Source organism: Kribbella sp. NPDC104740 (assembly GCF_055583505.1).
In genome coordinates this window covers 888,174-907,876 of record NZ_JBVJNV010000001.1, presented here as the reverse complement: position 1 = coordinate 907,876, position 19,703 = coordinate 888,174, and the positions used below count along the sequence as shown (strand labels likewise).

Genomic DNA, 19,703 nt, shown 5'->3' with positions numbered 1-19,703 from the left:
GTCATTCACCCGGCAGCGATCCCGGCCGTGTCGTCCCCGGCGCTTTCGCGCCACTCACGCAGCACCGGGACGGGCCGCCCGGCGAGCCCGACTCTGGCAGGATCTTTGGGGTGAGCTCACCTCGACAGGGCTCCGGTGGTGTCTTGCCGGACCCTCGACCCGCCCTCGCAACGGTCGAAGAGCTGCAGGCCAGGATCGCCGAGATCGACCCGGCAGTCCGCGCCGTCTGCACGCCGAACCCCGCTGCGCCGTCCGACGCCGCCCGCCTGGACACGGAGCGTGACGACGGCCGTACGCGCGGTCCGCTGCACGGCGTACCGGTGCTGGTGAAGGACAACATCGACACCGCCGACCTGGCCACCACGGCCGGGTCGCTGGCGCTGGCCGACCAGCCCCCGCCGCCGGACGACGCGGTCCTGGTCCGCCGACTGCGCGAGGCCGGCTGCGTGATCCTCGGCAAGACCAACCTCAGCGAGTGGGCCAACTTCCGCGGCTACGCGTCGTCGTCCGGCTGGAGCGCGTACGGCGGCCTGACCCGCAACCCGTACGCCCTGAACCGCTCCGCGGGCGGGTCGTCCAGCGGCTCCGGCGCCGCGGTCGCGGCCGGGCTGTCCGACTTCGCGATCGGCACCGAGACCAACGGCTCGATCGTCTGCCCGGCCGCGCTGAACGGCATCGTCGGGCTGAAGCCGACCGTCGGCCTGGTCCCGCAGCAGGGCATCATCCCGATCTCGCACTCGCAGGACACCGCCGGGCCGATGACGCGGACGGTCGCCCAGTCCGCGGCGCTGCTGACCGTGCTCACCGGCGGCGGCACCGACTACCTGGAGGCCTGCCGCGGCAAGGACCTCAGCGACGTACGGATCGGCGTACTGCGGGGATCGCTGTGGGGCTACTCGACCGGGCTCGACCAGGTCACCGAGAAGGCGCTGGAGACCCTCAGCCGGTGCGGCGCGACGCTGGTCGACCGCCTGTCGTTGCCGGCCCTCGGCGACGACGACCAGCTGCAGGTGCCGCTGCACGAGCTCAAGGTCGGCCTGGCCAAGTACCTGGCGACCCGCAAGGACGGGGCGCCGCGCGACCTGGCCGAGCTGATCGCCTTCAACCAGGCGCACCCGGACGAGGAGCTGCCCTGGTTCGGCCAGGAGCTGTTCGAGCGGGCCGAGGCGACCGGCGGGCTGGACTCGCCGATCTACGTCGCCGCCCGGTTGTCCGCACTGCGGACCGGTCGTGACGGGATCGACACGTTGCTGCGGGACAATCAGCTCGACGCCCTGGTCAGCCCCGCGTACTCGCCGGCCTGGACGATCGACCTGGTCAACGGCGACCACGTGCTCGGCAGCTCGTCCTCGCACGCCGCCCTGGCCGGCTACCCGTTGCTCTCGGTGCCGTCCGGGACCGTCGCCGGCCTGCCGGTCGGCATCGTGCTCAGCGGTACGGCGGGGAGTGACGCCACCCTCATTCGCTTGGCGCACGCCTTCGAGACCGCGAGAATCGAAGCCGACGGCCCGTTCCCGACCCCGGAGTTCAGACAGTGGGTATAGACCAGGTCCGTTGGGGTGTAGTTGCTACTGGCAACATCTCGACGCAGTTCACCGCCGATCTCGCCGAGCTCGACGACGCGGTCGCGACCGCCGTCGCGTCGCGGTCCCGGTCCGGGGCCAACGCGTTCGCCGACACCCACGGCATCGAGCACCGCTTCGACGACTACCGGCAGCTGATCGAGTCCGGGACCGTCGACGTGCTCTACATCGGTACGCCGCACCCGCAGCACTACGCGATCGCGCGCGCAGCGCTGCAGGCCGGCGTCGCCGTACTGTGCGAGAAGCCGGTGACGCTGACCGCTCGCCAGGCCAAGGATCTGGTCGCCGTCGCGCACGAGCACAACACGTTGTTCGCCGAAGCGATGTGGATGCGAACCAACCCCGTCGTCCAGGCGATGTTCGCGGACTTGGCGACCGGGGTGATCGGTGAGCCGATGGAAGCCCTGGCCGACTTCGGCTTCCACAAGCCGCAGCTGCCCGCGCGGCTGCTCGACCCCGCGCTCGGCGGCGGCGCGCTGATGGACGGCGGCATCTACCCGATGACGTTCGTGCACATGGCTCTCGGCCGGCCCGACGAGATCAAGGCCGTCGGCTCGCTGAACGACGACGGCGTCGACCTGAACGTCGCGATGGCCTGGCGGTACGACTCCGGCGCGGTCGCCGCGCTGACCTGCGGCCTGCGCTCGCAGAACCCGTGGACGGCTTCGGTGAGCGGACCCGAGGGCAGCCTGCTGCTGCCGCACCGGTTCCACCACCCCGAGTACTACGTGCGCAGCACCGCGTCCGGACAGGAGCGGGTCGACGTACCGGTGCATGGCCGTGGGTACCACTACGAAGCAGCCGAGGTGATGCGCGCCCTGCGTGCCGGACAGATCGAGTGTCCGGCCCTGCCGCACGCCGCGACGATCGAGATCCTCGAACTGCTCGACGAGACACGCCGACAGATCGGGGTCACGTACCCCGGCGACGACGAATACCTGGGTGGGTAAACAGCAGATGCCGAGCGGACGCAGTTCCTTCGTGGTGGTGGCCAACCGGTTGCCGGTCGACCGGGTCGAGATGCCCGACGGCAGTACGGCGTGGCGGCGCAGCCCAGGAGGCCTGGTCACCGCGCTGGCCCCGGTGATGCAGCGCCACCACGGCGCCTGGATCGGCTGGACCGGCGGCAAGGACGAGAAGGTCGACCCGTTCGACTCCGACGGGATGCACCTGGTCCCGGTCACCTTGTCCGCCGAGGACGTCGAGCTGTACTACGAAGGATTCTCGAACGCGACGCTGTGGCCGCTGTACCACGACGTGATCGTGCCGCCGGAGTTCCACCGGGAGTGGTGGGAGGCCTACGTCGCCGTGAACCGACGGTTCGCCGAAGCGGCCGCGGACGCCGCCGACGACAACGCGGTGGTCTGGGTGCACGACTACCAGCTGCAGCTCGTCCCGGCGATGCTGCGCCGGCTCCGGCCCGACGTACGGATCGGGTTCTTCCTGCACATCCCGTTCCCGCCGACCGAGCTGTTCGCGCAGATGCCGTGGCGCCGGCAGATCCTGGACGGGCTGATGGGCGCCGACCTGGTCGGCTTCCAGCGGCCGGGCGCGGCCTCGAACTTCGCGCGGCTGGCCCGCAACCGGATGGGCCTGCGCACCCGCGGCGACCGCATCCACCTGCCCGACGACCGAATCGTGCGCGCCAAGGCGTTCCCGATCTCGATCGACGTCGGCGAGCTGGAGCAGCTGGCCCGGCAGCCCGAGACCGAGGCGCGGGCCGCGGAGATGCGCAAGGAGGTCGGCAACCCGGCGCACATCCTGCTCGGCGTCGACCGGCTCGACTACACCAAGGGGATCCGGCAGCGGCTGCGGGCGTTCGGCGAGCTGCTGGACGAGAAGCGCGTGTCGGTCGACGACGCCGTCTTCATCCAGGTCGCGACGCCGTCACGCGAGCGCGTCGAGCAGTACCGGGTGCTGCGCGACGAGATCGAGCTGCTGGTCGGCCGGATCAACGGCGAGCACGGGCGGATCGGGACGCCGGCCATCAACTACCTGCACACGTCGTACTCGCGGACCGAGATGGCCGCGCTGTTCCGCGCCGCCGACGTGGCCGTGGTGACGCCGCTGCGCGACGGGATGAACCTGGTCGCCAAGGAGTACGTGGCCTGCCGGTACGACGACACCGGCGCGCTGGTGCTGAGCGAGTTCGCCGGGGCCGCGGACGAGTTCCGGCAGGCATTCCTGGTCAACCCGCACGACATCAACGGGATGAAGGACACCATCGTCGACGCGATGAACACCGACGACCGCCAGCTCGGCCGCCGGATGAAGGCGATGCGCAAGCACCTGGCGGCGCACGACGTGAACGTGTGGGCGGCGTCGTTCCTCGAGGCTTTGCATGCCGCCGACTGATCCTTCGGCCGGCATCGCCAGCTCCGGCCAAGTACCGGACCGCGCGCCCGGCTCCGGCCGAGTACCGGCCGGCGACCGGGTGCTCGCACTCGATCTCGGGACCTCCTCAGCGCGTGCTCTTGTTCTTTCCTCCTCCGACGCCGCACCGGTCCCCGGCGCACTGGCCCGCCACAAGATCACCCCGACGTACAGCACCGGCGGCTCGGCGACCATCGACCTGCACGCGTACGTCGAGGGCCTGCTCGGCTGCCTCGACGAGCTGCAGCAGGGCGGCCACCTCGACGGCATCACCGCGATCGTGCTGTCCTCCCAGTGGCACTCGATCGTTGCCCTCGACAACAGCGGCGGCGCGCTCACCCCGGTGATCACCTGGGCCGACACCCGCTCGGTCGCGCCACGCCTCGACCCGGCCTTCGACGAGCACGCCTTCCACGCCCGCACCGGCGCCTGGCTGCACCGCCTGTACTGGCCGCGCCGCATCCCGTGGCTGCTCTCCGAGGTCAACGCCACCTCCTTCGCCGGCCTCCCCGACCTGGTCCTCGAACGTCTCACCGGCGACCGCGTCACGTCGGTCTCGATCGCCTCCGGCACCGGTTCGCTCGACCTCGCCACCGGCGAGTACGACGCCGAGGCGCTCACCATCGCCGGCGTCACCCCCGACCGGCTGCCGGAGATCGTCCCGAGCGGCTGGACCGGCGTACTGGCCGCGTCCTTCGCCCGCCGCTGGCCCGGGCTGGTCGGCGTACCGATCCATCCCCCGACCGGCGACGGCGCCGCCTCGAACGTCGGCACCGGCGGCTACGACGAGTCGACCGCCGCCGTCACCGTCGGCACGTCGGCCGCCGTACGGGTCGTGCATCCCATCGACCAGGCCCCCGAGCTCCCCTGGGAACTCTGGCGCTACCGAGTCGACGACAAACGCGCGGTGACCGGCATGGCCTTCTCAGCCGCCGGCAACCTGCACGCCTGGCTCACCAAGGTCCTCCAACTCGACGAGGCCCACCAGGAGCCCACCGATGTCGAGATCGGCTCCTCCAGAGTCATCGCCATCCCCTTCCAGGCCGGCACCCGCCCACCCGAAACCGTCCCCGGCGGCTCCGGCGTCTACTTCGGCCTCTCCTTCGACGACGAGGCCGCCGACCTCCTCGCCGCCTCCCTCCAAGGCGCCTCCCTGGAGATCGACCGAGGCCTCCGCATGCTCGACGGTTTGTTCGACCGCCAACTCGAGGTCGTCCTCGGCGGCGGCGGAATCGACGCCTCAGCCTGGTGGCGCCGCTGCCTCACCGCCACCTTCGCCCGCCCCACCGATGTCTGCGCCGAAGCCGAAGTAGGCGCCCGAGGCGCCGCGGCAGTAGCCCTGGGCCTCTCCCCAACCCCCGGCGGAGAACACCTCACCCCGGCCCCCGCCGACGTAGACCGCATCACCCTCCTCCGCCCCCGCTACACCACCCTCCGCACCCTGGCCGTCCAAGCAGCCGAGGAACTCAGACCCCAGTGACCGACCTGCAGACCCTGCTCGCCACCGACGCCACCACCCTCGCCGCCGAGACCTTCGCCCCCACTTTCACCGGCGTGAAGCTCGGCCACGAGACCTCCTCCACCAAGGTCGTCAAACACCTCCGCCGCACCTACGGCAACCCCCGCTGGACCGACCCCAACAGCCTCACCTACGAGGCCGTCGCCCTCCAGTGCATCCTCCTCTGGGAACGCGCCGCCGTAGCCGGCCGCGGCCACACCGCCCAACTCATGCTGCTTCCCCGAGGCCTCACCCTCCTGGAGGCCCCCGACCCGATCGGCGCACTGCGCGAGTACCTCTAGCCGTCCTCGGCGTCCTTGTTCCGCCGCAGACCTCGGAGGGGGATGCGGCCGGAGAGCTTGCCGGTGACCGACTTGGCCGCGCCGAACGTGTCGGTGCCGAGGCGCCACGCGGCGTCGACGCCGTCGGCTCCGGCGCCGAGGGCCTTGTCCTTCACGTCCGTGGCCGCGTCGGTCCAGCGTCTCGCCTCGACCGCCTCCCGGTCGCCCTCGATCCCGAGCCGGCCCTGGAAGTCGACAACGGCGGTCGCCACCTGGTTGCTCGCGTTCACGACGGTTCCGGACGCCGACGGGTGCAGCAGCACCTTCGTGTTGGCCGTTCCGGCGGCGGCGTCCATCCGGGCCATCACCCGCCCGGTACTGCGGGCGATCAGCTCCAGCCGGTTGTCCCGGGCGACCCGCAGCGCGAGCCGATGCCGGTCCAACTCGTCGGGCGACGCATCCAGCACTCGATCGAGCTCGAGTACGGCGAGCGCGTCCTGCAACTGGAAGCAGTGGGCCAGCACGGCCAGCCACTCCCGCACCTTGGTCTGCGCTTCGGTGGCGAGCTTCGCCAACTCCCCGATCCCGTCCTCGCGTTCCAGCTTGTCCGCGAGCCCGTCGAGCTGCCGCAGCGCGTACGCCTGCGTCGAGGCGATCGTCACCGAGGTGGCCTGCACCTTCGACCAGGTGACCTCCGAAACCCGGCCGACCTGCTCGCGGATGGTCATGGCCTCCTTGACCACGAAGTCCACGCCGACCATGCCCGCCAGGACGGCGTCGGTCTGCGCGCGCAGTACGTCGTCGACCTTCTGGTCGATCGTCGCGAGGTAGTCGGTGATCTCGTCCATCGCCTGCTGCATCGCGAGCTGCGCCATGATCCCGGCCGCACCAGCCAGAACCGACGGGTTGGTCAGCAGCTTGCCGGGTCCTTTCACGAACTCGACGGCGCCCTTGATCTTGCCCTGATGAGTCACCACACCGCGGCTGACGCCCGGGCTCGATCCCTTCATCAGGTCGAACTTCTTGACTGCCTCGGCGGACTTCTTCGTCAGTTTCACCCACCGACCGGAGTTGGCCGCGATCTCCGAGCCGGCCTGAGCAACCGCCGACCCGATGCTGAGCGCGGCCCCGAGCCGATGCAGCCCGAGGTCCCGCGACGGCAGCCCCTCGGAGACGAGGAAGCGTTCGACCGCCGCCGGATCACCGATCACCGCCAGCCCGTCACCGTCGTTGATCAGCTGGATCTCGTCGTCCATCGTCGCTCCCGGAACGTGGGCAGGGTGCGCACACGCTACCTCCGTTGTCCGGCCTCGGGGAGCGCCGAACTCTTCCCTAGCGGTGCATTCGCGGGTAATACAGTCTGTGGGCCGTTGACTTCTGTGGGGGGAACCACTGATGCGACTTCTTGCTGCTGTTTCTGTTGTGCTGGGGGCGTTGCTGGTGCCGGGGGTGGCTTCGGCGCACACGCCTGACATTCAGGTGAGCCGGACGAATGGGCTTTCGGGTGGGGATCAGGTGCGGGTGAACGCCCGTGGGTTCGCGCCGGGGTCCGAGGTGCGGATCGTGCAGTGTGATGTGTTCGTGGATTCGGTGGACGGGGACTGCCCGGATCTGGGGACGACGACAGCGAGCCAGAGCGGGAGGGTCGGCAAGTGGGTGACACTGGGCGATCCCGTGTTCCGGCGGATGGAGTTCGGGGCGCCGGCGGTCGTCTACTGCCGGGCTGACACGTGCCACCTGTACGCCGTGGGCGACGCGCCGGATGGGAGCCGGGTTGTGCTCGACTCGGGGGTGCTCAGGTTCAAGGGGGCGCCGGCGACGATCAGTGCCTCGCCGTCCACCGATCTCCCGGCGCAGCGCTGGGTGAGGGTGAGCGGTACGGCGTACGGTGCCGAAGGCCGGCAGGTGCGGATCGTCGAACAGGCCTGCTTCGACATCATTCAGGAGACCGGCTGCTACGGCGCGCGGGCCGCGGTGACGACGCTGGTGCACGCGGACGGGCGGTACGCGACCTGGTACAGGGTGAACCGGCTCCTCGACGACGGGACCGACTGTGCGCAGCCGGACATCCTCGGGAGCTGTGGGCTGAGCGTCACCGTGCTGAAGAAGAACGGTCAGCCCGACGACAGCTTCGGGTACGCGCCGTACGGGGACATGACGACCCCGCTCACCTTCGCGCCCTAGTGACGGCAGCCACTGACAGCGCGGGAGCCGGCCTGGATCATGGCGCGCATGCTGCGCGAGATGATGAAGTCGAAGGTGCACCGGGCCACCGTCACCCAGGCGGACCTGGACTACGTCGGGTCCTGCACGCTGGACGCGACGCTGATGGACGCGGCGAACCTGCTGCCGGGCGAGAAGGTCGACATCGTCGACATCACCAACGGGAACCGGCTCTCGACGTACCTGATCGAGGGGCCGCGGGACTCCGGCGTGGTCGGGATCAACGGTGCGGCCGCGCACCTGATCCACCCGGGCGACCTGGTGATCCTGATCGCGTACGGGCAGTTCGAGGACGCCGAGGCCAAGGGGTTCGTGCCGAGCGTAGTCTTCGTGGACGGGCGGAACGCGATCACCCGCGTCGGTTCCGACCCCGCCGAGGCGCTGCCCGACAGCGGCACGCTCCGCGGTGACCACCTGTACACCCAGCGTTGAGACGAGGACAAGGTCGACGATGACCGAGACGACGGAGCAGGCCCCCAAGACCGCGACCCACGACAGCGAGCCGCAGGACAAGCTGCGCACGTTCATGAACTCCGGCTGGGGTGACATCGAGCGCACCGACGCCAGCCTGCGCGACGTCGCGGCCTGGACCGAGAAGCGCCGGGCGGCGCTGTCGCAGGCGTTCCCGGGCGAGCGCCTGGTGATCCCGGCCGGGACGTTCAAGGTCCGTTCGAACGACACCGACTTCGTCTTCCGCCCGCACACCGACTACGTCTGGCTGGCCGGCGACCAGACCTCCGACGCGGTCCTGGTGCTGGAGCCGAACGGCAGCGGTCACGACTCGGTGCTGTACTTCCGCCCGCGCTCCGAGCGCAGCCAGGGCGAGGAGTTCTGGCGCGACCGGATGTACGGCGAGCTGTGGGCCGGCCGCCGCCCGTCGCTGACCGAGACCTCCAAGGAGTTCGGTCTGGAGACCCGGCACGTCGACGAGCTCGCGAACGCCCTGAAGGGCGACGTCCCGACCCGCGTACGCCGGGGCGAGGACGGCTCGCTGGCCGCCGTGCTGAGCGGCGCGAAGGTCGACGCGGACCGCGACCACGAGCTGGCCGCGACGCTGTCGGAGCTGCGACTGGTCAAGGATCCGTTCGAGATCGAGCAGCTGCGGGACGCGGTCGCGATCACGCACCGCGGCTTCTCCGACGTACTGGCCGAGATGGAGCAGGTCCGCAAGTACGGCGAGCGCTGGATCGAGGGCACCTTCTGGCGCCGGGCCCGCGCGGAGGGCAACGAGGTCGGCTACACGTCGATCGCCGCGGCCGGCCCGCACGCGACCACGCTGCACTGGATCGAGAACGACGGCCCGGTCAACGACGGCACGCTGATGCTGCTCGACATGGGTGTGGAGAACCGCAGCCTGTACACCGCGGACATCACCCGCACGCTGCCGGTGAACGGCGAGTTCACCCCGCGCCAGCGCGAGCTGTACCAGCTGGTCCTCGACGCGCAGAACGCCGGGATCGCGGCGCTCAAGCCGGGTGTCCCGTTCGCCTCCGGGCACAAGGCGGCGATCGAGGTCCTGGTGAACGGCCTGTCGGCGATGGAGCTGCTGCCGGTGAGCGCCGAGGAGGCGCTGGAGACCACGCTGCACCAGCGCTACACGCTGCACGGTGTCAGCCACATGCTCGGCCTCGACGTGCACGACTGCGCCGCGGCCCGCACCGAGCAGTACCGCGGCGACCTGAAGACCGGTTACGTGCTGACCGTCGAGCCCGGCCTGTACTTCCAGGCCGAGGACCTGACGGTGCCCGAGGACCTGCGCGGCATCGGGATCCGGATCGAGGACGACATCCTGATCACCGAGGACGGCACCGAGAACCTGTCGGCCGCGATGCCGCGCGAGGTCGAGGCGTTGCAGAGCTGGATGCGCTGACTACCAGATCCTGACCCGGTCCTCCGGCGGCAGCCACATGGCGTCGCCGGAGGCCGTGCCGAAGGTGGTGTGGAACGCGTCGATGTTCCGCACCACCGCGTTGCAGCGGAACTCCGGCGGCGAGTGCGGGTCGATCGCCAGCCGCCGGACCACCTCGGCCGGCCGCGTCTTGGTCGACCACGCCTTGCCCCAGGCCAGAAAGAAGCGCTCGGCGCCGGTCAGCCCGTCGACCACCGGCGGCTCCGCGCCGTTCAGCGAGATCTCGTACGCCGTGTAGGCGATCGACAGCCCGCCCAGGTCGCCGATGTTCTCGCCGAGGGTGAGCTTGCCGTTGACGGTCTGGCCGTCGCCGCCGGCCGGCGCGAGCACGTCGTACTGCGCGACCAGCGCGTTCGCGCGGAGCTCGAACGCGGCCCGGTCGTCGTCGGTCCACCAGTCGCTGATGTTGCCGTCGCCGTCGTACTTGGAGCCCTGGTCGTCGAAGCCGTGGCCGATCTCGTGCCCGATCACGGCGCCGATCGCGCCGTAGTTCAGCGCGTCGTCGGAGTCCAGCCCGAAGAACGGCGGGCGCAGGATCGCGGCCGGGAAGACGATCTCGTTGGCGCGCGGGTTGTAGTAGGCGTTCACGGTCTGCGGCGTCATGTGCCACTCGTCGCGGTCGACCGGCGTCCCGAGCTTGCCGAGGTCGCGGGCGGTCTCGACGGCGACCGAGCGCCGGACGTTGCCGACCAGGTCGCCCGCGACGATCTCCAGCGCGCTGTAGTCGCGCCACTTGTCGGGGTACCCGATCTTGGGCGTGAACCGGCCGAGCTTGTCCAGCGCCCGCTTCCGGGTCTCCGGGCCCATCCAGTCCAGCGCCTCGATCCGCTGCCGGTACGCCTCGACCAGGTTCGCGACCAGGTCGACCATCCGGGCCTTCGCGGCCGGCGGGAAGTACTCCGCGACGTACAGCTGCGCGACGGCCTCGCCGAGCGCCGACTCGACGACGCCGAGCCCGCGCTTCCAGCGCTCGCGCAGCTCGGGCGCACCGGTCAGCGTGCGGCCGTAGAACTCGAAGTTCTCCTGGACGAACGCGGAGCTGAGCAGCGGCGCCGCGGCATGCACGATCCGCCAGCTCAGCCACTCCTTCCAGTGCTCGAGGTCGATCTCCTGCAGCGCCTCCGCGGCGACGGTCAGGTAGTCCGGCTGCTGCACGACGAGCGTCGCGAACGCGTCGTCCGGTACGCCGGCCGCCGTCATCCACGCCGACCAGTCGAACCCCGGAGTCAGCGCCTCGAGCTCGGCCCGGCTGACCTTGTTGTACGTCGCGGTGACGTCGCGGGTCTTCACCCGGTCCCAGTGCCCGGCGGCGAGCCGGGTCTCCAGCGCGAGCACCCGCTCGGCGGCCTCGGCGTCGGCGATCCCGGCCAGGCCGAGCATCCGCGCCACGTGCGCGACGTACGCCGTGCGCTGCTCGGCGAACGAGTCCTCGCGGTAGTACGACTCGTCGGGCAGGCTGATCCCACCCTGGATGACGTACACGACGTACTGGTCGGACTGCTTGGCGTCGATGTCGACGCCGTACCGGAAGACGCCGCCGACGCCCTGCAGCTCCAGCGTGCCGAGGGCGGCGACCAGGCCGGCCCGGTCCTGGACCGCGGCGGCCAGCGCGAGCTGGTCGGCGATCGGGGCGGCGCCGAGCTGCTCGACGGTGTCCTCGTCCAGGAAGCTGCCGTACAGGTCGGCGATCTTGCGCGCCTCGCTGCCGGCCGGGTGCCCGGCCGTGCGGGTCTGCTCGACCAGCTCGCGGACGCTTTGCTCGGCGCTGTCGGCCAGGGCGTGAAAGGCGCCGTAGATGGCCTTGTCGGCCGGGATCTCGTGCGCGTCCAGCCACGGGCCGTTGGCGTACAGGTACAGATCGTCCTGCGGCCGGACGGATCCGGACAGCTCCGAGATGTCGATCCCTGAGGTCATCGAACTCCCCTGCGTGCACGGCCCGCGGACCCAGCTCCGGCGACCCTGATGACTGCGACATTACCCGCTGGCTTTGAACCCTTGCGTCCCCTGATCCGTTGTCTACGGTCAAGAGCACGTCGTCGGCTTTTCGGGGGCGAACTGAGCCGACCGGACCACCGCCATCGACCAGGAGGTCATCCAGCTCATGTCCGGTTCGCTGTCCCGTCGCGCGTTCGTCGCCGCGGCCACCGTGTCCACCCTGCTGCTCACCACCGCCGGTACGGCGACCGCCGGCTCCACCGGCACCCACCACGCGGCGTACCCGAAGCACTTCGACCTGCCGGACGGCTTCCAGCCCGAGGGCATCGCGATCGACCGCGGCCGGGCGTACTTCGGCTCCCGCGTCGACGGCGACATCTACGCGGCCGACCTGCGCACCGGCCGGGGCCGGGTGATCAGCCAGGGCCCGGGCATCGCGTCACTCGGGATGAAGGTCGACGACCGCGGCCGCCTGTTCGTCGCCGGAGCGGGCGCCGGCAACGGCCGGGTGATCGACACCCGGACCGGCAAGGTGCTCGCCAGCTACACGTTCACCACCGCGACGCCGACGTTCGTCAACGACGTGATCCTCGGCCGCGACGCGGCGTACTTCACCGACTCGCGGCAGCCCGTGCTCTACAAGGTCCCGTTCGGCCGGCACGGCAAGCTCGGACCGGCGCAGACGATCCCGCTGAGCGGCGACTACGTGCACGACGCGGTGAACAACAACGCCAACGGCATCGAGCTGACGCCGGACGGGCGGTCGCTGATCATCGTGCAGTCGGCGACCGGGTTCCTGTTCAAGGTCGACCCGCGCACCGGTGTCACTCGCAAGATCGACCTCGGCGCCGCGGTGATGACCAACGGCGACGGGCTGCTGCGCTCAGGCGACACCCTGTACGTCGTACAGAACCGGCTGAACAAGATCGCCGTGCTCGACCTGAACGGCTCCGGCACCCGTGGCCGGCTGGTCCGTGAGATCACCAGCACCGACTTCGACGTCCCGACCACGGCGGCCTTCTTCGGCCACCGGATCTACCTGCCGAACGCCCGGTTCAGCACCCCGCCGACGCCGGAGACGCCGTACTGGGTGACCGCCGTCAACCGGTGATCGTGCGCAGGTCGCCGCGTGCGGCAGCCTTCAGCCGGCTGCCGCACGACAGCCGGACCGAGTAGCCGGCCGGGATCGACAGCGGTTCGCCGGTCTGCGGGTTGCGGCCGGTCCGCGGCGCGCGCATCACCCGCTCGATGCTGAGCAGACCGGTCAGCGAGACCTTGTCGCCCTTGTGCACGGCCTCGGTCACGACGTCGCCCAGCGCGTCGAGGACCTTCTCGGCCTGGTTCCGCGGGATCCCCGCCTTCGCCGCCACCCCGGCCACCAACTCGTTTCGGTTCACGACCGGGACTTTAACTAGAAATGATTGTCGTTAGCAAGAGCGGCGGTCGGTTTCTAGCGTTAAAACTCTGCCCTCAGCGTCTTGACCAGGCCGCCGGCCACCACTAGCGTGCGGAATGTTTAACGTTAATATCCCTGCGGAGGCGCCGATGAGTTCCGAGCAGCCCGGCCGGGGCCCGGTGCCGCACGGTCATGTGACGCTCAGCCAGGTCGCGCGCCGGGCCGGTGTCTCGGCCCAGTCGGTCTCCAACGCGCTGAACAACCCCGCCCGCCTGGCACCGGCCACGCTCGAGCGCATCCTCGCCACCGTCGCCGAGCTCGGCTACGAGCCGAACCTGTCCGCGCGAGCGCTGCGCAACCGCAGCTCGCACCTGATCGCGTTCAAGGTCCGCCCGTCGCGGCCGGACAAGGCGTCGCTGCTGATGGACGAGTTCCTGTACGCGCTGAACGCGGCCGCCGTCGCGGCCGGCTATCACCTGATCCTGTGCCATGCCGAGGGTGACAGCCTGGCCGAGGAGATCAAGGCGTACCGGAACCTGCTGACCAAGGTCTCGGTCGACGCGTTCGTGCTGGCCGAGACGCACCGCAACGACGACCGGGTCGCGGCGCTGCGGTCCTGGGGCGTGCCGTTCGCGACCTTCGGCCGGTCCTGGGACGGCGACGACGAGACCGCCTGGGTCGATGTCGACGGCCGCGCGGGGACCCGGGCCGCGACCGAGCACGTCGCCGCTCAGGGCCACCGGCGGATCGGTCACCTGGGCTGGCCGGTCGAGTCCGAGATCGGGCAGGAGCGCCGGAGCGGCTGGCTCGAGGCGTGCACCGAGCGCGGGCTGGACACCGATCTCGAGGTGGCGGTGCCGGACACGCTCGAGGACGGCCGCCAGGCCGCGCACCGGATGCTCGACGCGGCGCGGCCCGCCACGGCCTTCGTCTGCGCGTCCGACACGCTGGCTCTGGGCGTACTGCGCGCGCTGCACGAGCGCGGGCTGCGCCCGGGCGCCGACGTGGCGGTCACCGGCTTCGACGACTCGCCCACCGCCGCGCTGGTCAGCCCCGGGCTGACGACGCTGCGGCAGCCGATCGACCTGGTCGGGCGGCAGCTCATCGAGTCCGTCGAGAACCTGATCGCCGGCGACCCGCGCACCCCACGGCACCTGCTGCTGCAGCCCGAGCTGATCGTGCGCGGCTCCAGCCTGCCGGGGCCCGGCGCCCCCTAGTACCGGCCGGGCCCGCCCTGGCCCGGTGAACCGCCCGTCCACCGGAACACCCTTGCGAAGGGACACAAGATGAGGCCTGGACCCCGCCTGCTCGCGGCGGTCGCTGCCGGAGCGCTGCTGCTGCCGGCTGCCATTTCGTTGCCTGCGGCACCAGCCGTGGCGGCGCCCGCCGATCCGTTCGTCGTGACCACCGAGACCCTGCCGAGCGGCACCGCCACCGCCGGCCGGACCGACCTGAGCGCCGACGGCACCCTGGACTGGGTGCACGTCACCGGCGACGGCGTCGAGCGCAAGGCGGCCGTGCCACCGTCCATCACCGTCGACGACCTCAACCCGGCCGCCGCCCGGACGACGCTCGGCGACAGCCCGCTGACCTTCCGCTGGTCCGACGGCACCACCACCGCGTCGACCCCGGGCGTCACCACCGGCGGCGTCTTCCACTACGACGACACGACGGTCGGCCCGACCACCGGCCACGACGCCGGCTACCGGATCACCGTCCCCGCCGCCGCGTCCGCGCGCCGGCTCGTCGTCGTCGGTGGCATCTGGCAGGCCCGCGGCACCGTCACGGTCGCCGCGGCCGACGGCGTCGGTACGCCGTACACGGCCTCGATCGGTGCGACCGACCGGGCCACGGCCAAGCGCTACACGGTGACGATCCGCCCTGGTGAAGGCGTCGTCATCACGAGCAGGTTCACCGAGAAGCTGACCGCGAACGGGAACCTCTCGCTGTCCGCCGCGACCCTCGCGCCGATCGGGTCCGGCCGGAGTTTCACCTCCACCGCCGCGCCGGCCGCGCTCGACCTGACCGCCGACGGCCCGGCCGACTGGCTGCACCTGGACGGTCCGACGGTCAACCGCCGGGCCGGCGTGCCGGACTCGGCCGCGCGGCTCGCGGTCGCCAACCGGCAGACCGGCGCCGCGATCGGCACCCAGACCGACAACCCGGTCAGCTACTCGTGGACCGACGGCACCCCGACCACGACCCAGCCCGCGACCCGGCACGGCGGCATCTTCTTCGCCGACGGCACCAACCCGGACCTGGTGAACGTCGACCTGACCGATGCCTACGGCTACGACCTCACCATCCCCGCGGCCCCGAACCCGCGCACGATCCGATTGGTGTCCGGCGTCTGGCAGGCCTCGGCGACGGTGACGGTCCACCTGAACGGCGCCGCCGAGCCCTCGTTCACCAGCTCCGACCTCGTCGCCGGCGGCGCGTCCGTCACGCGGCTGTTCGAGCTGACGCTCGAGGCCGGCGACTCGGCGCGGGTCAGCGCACAGCTCGACCGCAAGACCCACGAGTCCGGCAACGTGACGCTCGCGGCCGTCACCCTCGCCGACGCCTCGGCCGCCGGGTACCGCGCGCAGACCACGGCGCTGCTCGACCGCATCGCGGCCGCCGACACGTCGAACGCGAGCGACTCCGCGCTGCGGCAGCTCACCGCCGAGGTCGCGGCGGCCAAGGCGACGCTCGCGAACACCTCGGCCTCGCGCGACGAGCTGCGGCTGTCGTACCTCCTGCTCCGTGCCGCGTACGACGACGCGGTCGCCTCCGCGGCGGCCGCGGAGTACACCAGTGTCACCAACCCGGGGCTGACGTCCTCGTTCGGCTGGGAGGGCGACCTGAACGCGCCGATCGCGTTCATCGACGGCAGCTACCGGCTGCGCAGCCGCAACGACGCGATGATCACCTTCGGCGTACCGAACATCCCGGGCAAGATCAAGTGGACCAACGCCGAGGGGTACCTGCCGGCCTTCGTCAGCGAGTACAGCAAGGACGGACTGCGCTTCACGGTGCAGAACTTCGCCGACCTGGTCGTTGCTAATGGCAACCGGTTCGAGATCGCCTACTCCCGGATGACGGTCACCAACACGACGAAGGCGGCAGCCCGTCTGCCGCGGGTCTCGACCCTGCTCACCCCGCTGAACGCCGCAGCGGAACCGACCGTGACGACGATCGGCGCCGGCCGGACCGTGGTCCGCGACTACGCGGTCGCCGCCGACCGGTTCGGCGGGAGCTACGACTGGCCGACCAGCACGCAGCTGCGCCGGTTCGGCGGGTACGACCAGCACTACGCGCACATGCGCAAGTACTGGAACACCCGGCTGTCCGCGATCGCCGACATCACCGAGCTGCCCGACCAGCGCCTCGTCAACGCGTACAAGGCCGGTTACATCTACACCCTCATCATCCGCGACGACATCGACGGCAAGCAGGAGTTGCACGTCGGCGAGAACGGCTACGACGAGATGTTCGACCACGACACGATCGGCATCGTCGCCAACCTGCTGACGATCGGCGACTTCACCTACGCGCGCGACTACCTCGCGACGCTGCCCGCGCAGCTCCAGTACGACGACGCCAAGTGGAAGTACAGCTGGCCGTACGCGCTCTACCTGCAGCGCACCGGCGACAAGACGTTCGTCCGGCAGCAGTTCGAGACGATCAGGAAGAACACCCACACGATCGAGACCGACCGGATCGACGGCGGCACCGGAATCATCAAGCAGACCGTCGCGATCGACTCGCTCGGCTACTGGACGATCGACAACTGGTCCGCGCTGGCCGGCCTCACGACGTACCGGTACCTCGCGACCGCGCTCGGCGAGACCGCCGAGGCGAACTGGGCCAAGGCCGAGTACGACGACCTGCTGCGCGTCGCCACCGCGCGGATCGAGCAGACCATGGCGCAGTACGACCTGGACTACCTGCCGATCTCGATGGTCGAGCCGAACGAGACCGGACCGCGCAAGGACCCGCGGGACGCGAACTGGGCCTCGATGTTCCTGTTCGGCCGCTGGGCCTGGGACGGGTACCTGTTCGGCGCCGAGCAGACCGGGACGATGTTCGACAAGATCGACGACACCTACACGCACGGCTTCGAGCGCCGCCAAGGCGTCTCGGACTCGATCTACAACTTCGGCGGCTACCCGCACGGGTACTACTCCAGCGCCTACAACGCCGGGTACGGCAGCGCCGCGCTGCGCGGTGAGCAGTACCGCGACCTCGGCATCAAGGCGTACCAGTACATGATCGACAAGACGATGAGCGGCCCGTTCGGCTGGTGGGAGGGTGTCGACTACCCGAGCCCGAGCTCGCCGTGGGACATCGAGCACGCCCGCGGTGGCGGCGGCTCCAACCAGCACATGTGGGGCCAGTCGACCGCGACCAAGGTGCTGTTCGACTCGCTGATCGCGGAGAAGGCCGACGGGACCGTGATCCTCGGGCGCGGGGTGCCGAACGAGTGGGTGCGAGCGCACCAGAAGATCGCGCTCGACCGGTACCCGGTCGCCGGCGGCCGGGTCGGCTACCGGATGACCAGCACCGGTCGCGAGGTGTCGATCCAGCTGACCGGTGACGTGCGCGCGGTCAAGGGCTACAGCGTCGAGCTGCCCGGACTGCGGGACAACGTCGCCAAGGTGTCGGTCAAGGGCGCGAAGGTCGACCAGACCGGCGGCAAGGTCACGCTGCCGCCCGGGACCCGGCACGTGACGATCACGCTGCGGCACACCGTGTGACCGGTGGCCGGGACGGCCTCTCGCTCAGAGGCCGTCCCGGTCGTGCCAGTGGGCCTGCCAGCGCTGGTCGACGGGAAGCTCGGCCGGCTGGTAGCGGATGTCGGTGGACAGCCGGACCCGGTCGTCGACGTTGTCGAGGGCCGCGTGCACGGTGTGCGCGGTGTGGATCATGACGTCGCCGGCCCGGTAGTCGGCGACCAGCCAGCGAGCGTCGTACTCCTCGGCGAGGGCGGGCAGGTCAGCGGTGATCGAGGCCGCTGGCCGCTTGAGGCGACCCTCGGCCTCCTCGCGCAGGACGCGATGGTGGCTGCCTTCGAGGTACGTCAGCCCGCCGCGCTCGACCGGGCAGTCGCCCAGCGGGATCCATGCGGAGAGGACCTGGTCGGTGCCTTCGCGCAGGTAGACGAGGTCGTAGTGAGCCTGGGTGGCGGTGCCGATGCCGTTCTCGCCGGGGGCGGTGTGGCGGATGATCTTGCGGCGATGGAGGAAGACGTCCGCGCCGAAGAACCAGGCGAACCAGCCCCTGATCGCTTCCTGGCGGCAGAACGCGTCGTACTCGGGGCCTGGCACGACCTCTTGGAACAGAACCTCACGGAGCTGCTCCCGCTCGACGCGCTGCGGCCGGCCCTCAGCATCGGCCACTTTGGTCCGTGCGAAGTAGTACTTCCGAAAGTCGTCACTCACCTCGGGCGTGAGCAGTCCACTCAGGAAGAGATGGCCGTCCCGCCACAGCCGCGCTCGCAGCGCCTCGCGATCCGCACGCTCGTTCTCCGGCACCGGGACCAGTCGTCCCAGCCGCCGCTCGTCCAGTTCGTACCCGTTGGAAGTCAGCACCTCTTCAGTTGACCTGCTCGCGGCTGTTGACGGAATGGACACTTCGCTGCGTCTTCTTGGACTCTTGTGTTCATGACCGACTGGTCGATCTACCTGACGCCCAACGACGCCCAGCGCCGACTTGGACTCTTCTGCCTCGGCGCCGGCGAGCAGGAGAACCCGGCCCGCCCGTCCCCCGAGCGCGCCCTCGGCTGCCACGCCGCCGTCCTGGTCCGCCGCGGCCGCGGCCGCCTCCTGCACGGCTCCGACCGCCGGCTCCACGAGATCACCGCCCCGGCGCTCCTCTGGCTCTTCCCCGGCGTACTGCACGCGTACCGGCCGAGCACCACCTGGCAGCAGTCCTGGGTCCTCTTCGGCGGCCCCGCGGCCGACGCGCTCGTCGAGCTCGGCCATCTCGACCCTGCGCATCCCGTACGCCGGTACGCCGACCCGCGCCCCGTCGACCGCACCTTCACCAAGCTCCTCCGCACCGCGCGCTCCGGCGGCCCCGACGTCCACCTGCTCGCCGCGCTCTACGAGCTCGCCGGCCTCGCCGACCCGTCCGGCGGCGACCTCGTCGACCGCCTCCGCGCGCTCGCGACCCGCCCGCTGTCGATCGCCGAGTACGCCGCCGAGCTCGGCCTGACCGTGCCTGAGCTGCGCGACGCCGTACGGCTGTCGACCGGAACCACGCCGCAGGAGGTGATCCTGACCACGCGGCTGAACGCGGCGAAGGCGCTGCTGGCCGAGACCGACCTGCCGGTCGCGACCGTCGCGCGCGAGGTCGGGTACGACGACCCGGCGTACTTCAGCCGGCTGTTCGCGGCCCGGACCGCGCAACCGCCGCGCACGTTCCGGCGGATTGGTTCGATCCAGGCCGCGAATTCCTCCTTTCGGCGGAGGCCCGAGCCTGGCGCGGTCTGAAAGTCTTGGGCCAAACCGTTCGCTGGGGT

The 19,703-nt window shown here is 70.7% G+C and carries 16 protein-coding genes; 12 read left to right on the top strand and 4 right to left on the bottom strand.

Annotation, left to right across the window (positions count from 1 at the left end):
• Positions 1-143 precede the first annotated feature (143 nt).
• From ACZ6Z4_RS04295 to ACZ6Z4_RS04275, 5 genes are read left to right on the top strand one after another with little or no spacing between them, the layout of a single operon-like run.
• On the top strand, positions 144-1,544 hold the full coding sequence (locus ACZ6Z4_RS04295) for an amidase (RefSeq protein ID WP_465557991.1): 1,401 nt from the start codon (positions 144-146) through the stop codon (positions 1,542-1,544).
• Positions 1,535-2,533, top strand: coding sequence for a Gfo/Idh/MocA family protein (locus ACZ6Z4_RS04290; RefSeq protein ID WP_465557989.1), 999 nt, complete (start codon positions 1,535-1,537; stop codon positions 2,531-2,533). Before ACZ6Z4_RS04295 ends, ACZ6Z4_RS04290 begins: the two co-directional genes overlap by 10 nt.
• A gap of 7 nt (positions 2,534-2,540) precedes the next feature.
• A complete protein-coding gene (locus ACZ6Z4_RS04285) occupies positions 2,541-3,938 on the top strand; it encodes an alpha,alpha-trehalose-phosphate synthase (UDP-forming) (protein WP_465560579.1) in 1,398 nt (465 codons plus the stop codon).
• Positions 3,925-5,436 (top strand): FGGY family carbohydrate kinase, encoded by a 1,512-nt coding sequence (locus ACZ6Z4_RS04280; protein ID WP_465557987.1) that lies wholly within the window; start codon positions 3,925-3,927, stop codon positions 5,434-5,436. The genes ACZ6Z4_RS04285 and ACZ6Z4_RS04280 overlap by 14 nt, the downstream gene beginning before the upstream one ends.
• Complete coding sequence (locus tag ACZ6Z4_RS04275; protein WP_465557985.1) at positions 5,433-5,756, top strand: hypothetical protein; 324 nt, start codon at positions 5,433-5,435, stop codon at positions 5,754-5,756. The genes ACZ6Z4_RS04280 and ACZ6Z4_RS04275 overlap by 4 nt, the downstream gene beginning before the upstream one ends.
• On the opposite strand, the gene ACZ6Z4_RS04270 is transcribed toward ACZ6Z4_RS04275, so the two are convergent.
• Positions 5,753-6,991 carry a hypothetical protein gene (locus ACZ6Z4_RS04270; protein WP_465557984.1) on the bottom strand — a complete coding sequence of 413 codons (1,239 nt, stop codon included), beginning with the start codon at positions 6,989-6,991 and terminating at the stop codon, positions 5,753-5,755. The genes ACZ6Z4_RS04275 and ACZ6Z4_RS04270 overlap by 4 nt on opposite strands.
• A 139-nt stretch (positions 6,992-7,130) precedes the next feature.
• Between ACZ6Z4_RS04270 and ACZ6Z4_RS04265 the strand changes: the two genes are divergently transcribed.
• From ACZ6Z4_RS04265 to ACZ6Z4_RS04255, 3 genes are read left to right on the top strand one after another with little or no spacing between them, the layout of a single operon-like run.
• Positions 7,131-7,919 (top strand): neocarzinostatin apoprotein domain-containing protein, encoded by a 789-nt coding sequence (locus ACZ6Z4_RS04265; protein WP_465557983.1) that lies wholly within the window; start codon positions 7,131-7,133, stop codon positions 7,917-7,919.
• 48 nt (positions 7,920-7,967) lie between these two features.
• Positions 7,968-8,390 (top strand): aspartate 1-decarboxylase, encoded by a 423-nt coding sequence (gene panD / locus ACZ6Z4_RS04260; protein ID WP_363666752.1) that lies wholly within the window; start codon positions 7,968-7,970, stop codon positions 8,388-8,390.
• A gap of 19 nt (positions 8,391-8,409) precedes the next feature.
• Entirely contained in the window at positions 8,410-9,828 is a 1,419-nt protein-coding gene (locus ACZ6Z4_RS04255) for an aminopeptidase P family protein (RefSeq protein ID WP_465557982.1), read from the top strand.
• Here the strand turns inward: ACZ6Z4_RS04255 and ACZ6Z4_RS04250 are convergent, their stop codons facing one another.
• Positions 9,829-11,781 (bottom strand): M13 family metallopeptidase, encoded by a 1,953-nt coding sequence (locus ACZ6Z4_RS04250; RefSeq protein ID WP_465557980.1) that lies wholly within the window; start codon positions 11,779-11,781, stop codon positions 9,829-9,831.
• A 187-nt stretch (positions 11,782-11,968) separates the two neighbouring features.
• On the opposite strand from ACZ6Z4_RS04250, the gene ACZ6Z4_RS04245 reads away from it, so the two are divergent.
• Positions 11,969-12,913, top strand: a complete 945-nt coding sequence (locus ACZ6Z4_RS04245) for an SMP-30/gluconolactonase/LRE family protein (RefSeq protein WP_465557978.1) — start codon at positions 11,969-11,971, stop codon at positions 12,911-12,913.
• On the opposite strand, the gene ACZ6Z4_RS04240 is transcribed toward ACZ6Z4_RS04245, so the two are convergent.
• Positions 12,903-13,199, bottom strand: coding sequence for an HU family DNA-binding protein (locus ACZ6Z4_RS04240; RefSeq protein ID WP_363666760.1), 297 nt, complete (start codon positions 13,197-13,199; stop codon positions 12,903-12,905). The two genes, ACZ6Z4_RS04245 and ACZ6Z4_RS04240, sit on opposite strands and share 11 nt — an antisense overlap.
• Before the next feature lie 148 nt (positions 13,200-13,347).
• Here ACZ6Z4_RS04240 and ACZ6Z4_RS04235 point away from each other — a divergent pair, with 148 nt between their 5' ends.
• The gene (locus ACZ6Z4_RS04235; protein ID WP_465557976.1) at positions 13,348-14,415 is read left to right on the top strand and encodes a LacI family DNA-binding transcriptional regulator; all 1,068 of its coding nucleotides are present in this window, start codon (positions 13,348-13,350) and stop codon (positions 14,413-14,415) included.
• 69 nt (positions 14,416-14,484) lie between these two features.
• Complete coding sequence (locus ACZ6Z4_RS04230) at positions 14,485-17,937, top strand: sugar-binding protein (protein ID WP_465557974.1); 3,453 nt, start codon at positions 14,485-14,487, stop codon at positions 17,935-17,937.
• Positions 17,938-17,961: 24 nt separating this feature from the next.
• Here the strand turns inward: ACZ6Z4_RS04230 and ACZ6Z4_RS04225 are convergent, their stop codons facing one another.
• On the bottom strand, positions 17,962-18,771 hold the full coding sequence (locus ACZ6Z4_RS04225) for a phytanoyl-CoA dioxygenase family protein (protein WP_465557972.1): 810 nt from the start codon (positions 18,769-18,771) through the stop codon (positions 17,962-17,964).
• A gap of 72 nt (positions 18,772-18,843) precedes the next feature.
• Between ACZ6Z4_RS04225 and ACZ6Z4_RS04220 the strand changes: the two genes are divergently transcribed.
• The gene (locus ACZ6Z4_RS04220; protein WP_465557969.1) at positions 18,844-19,674 is read left to right on the top strand and encodes a helix-turn-helix domain-containing protein; all 831 of its coding nucleotides are present in this window, start codon (positions 18,844-18,846) and stop codon (positions 19,672-19,674) included.
• Positions 19,675-19,703 lie beyond the last annotated feature (29 nt).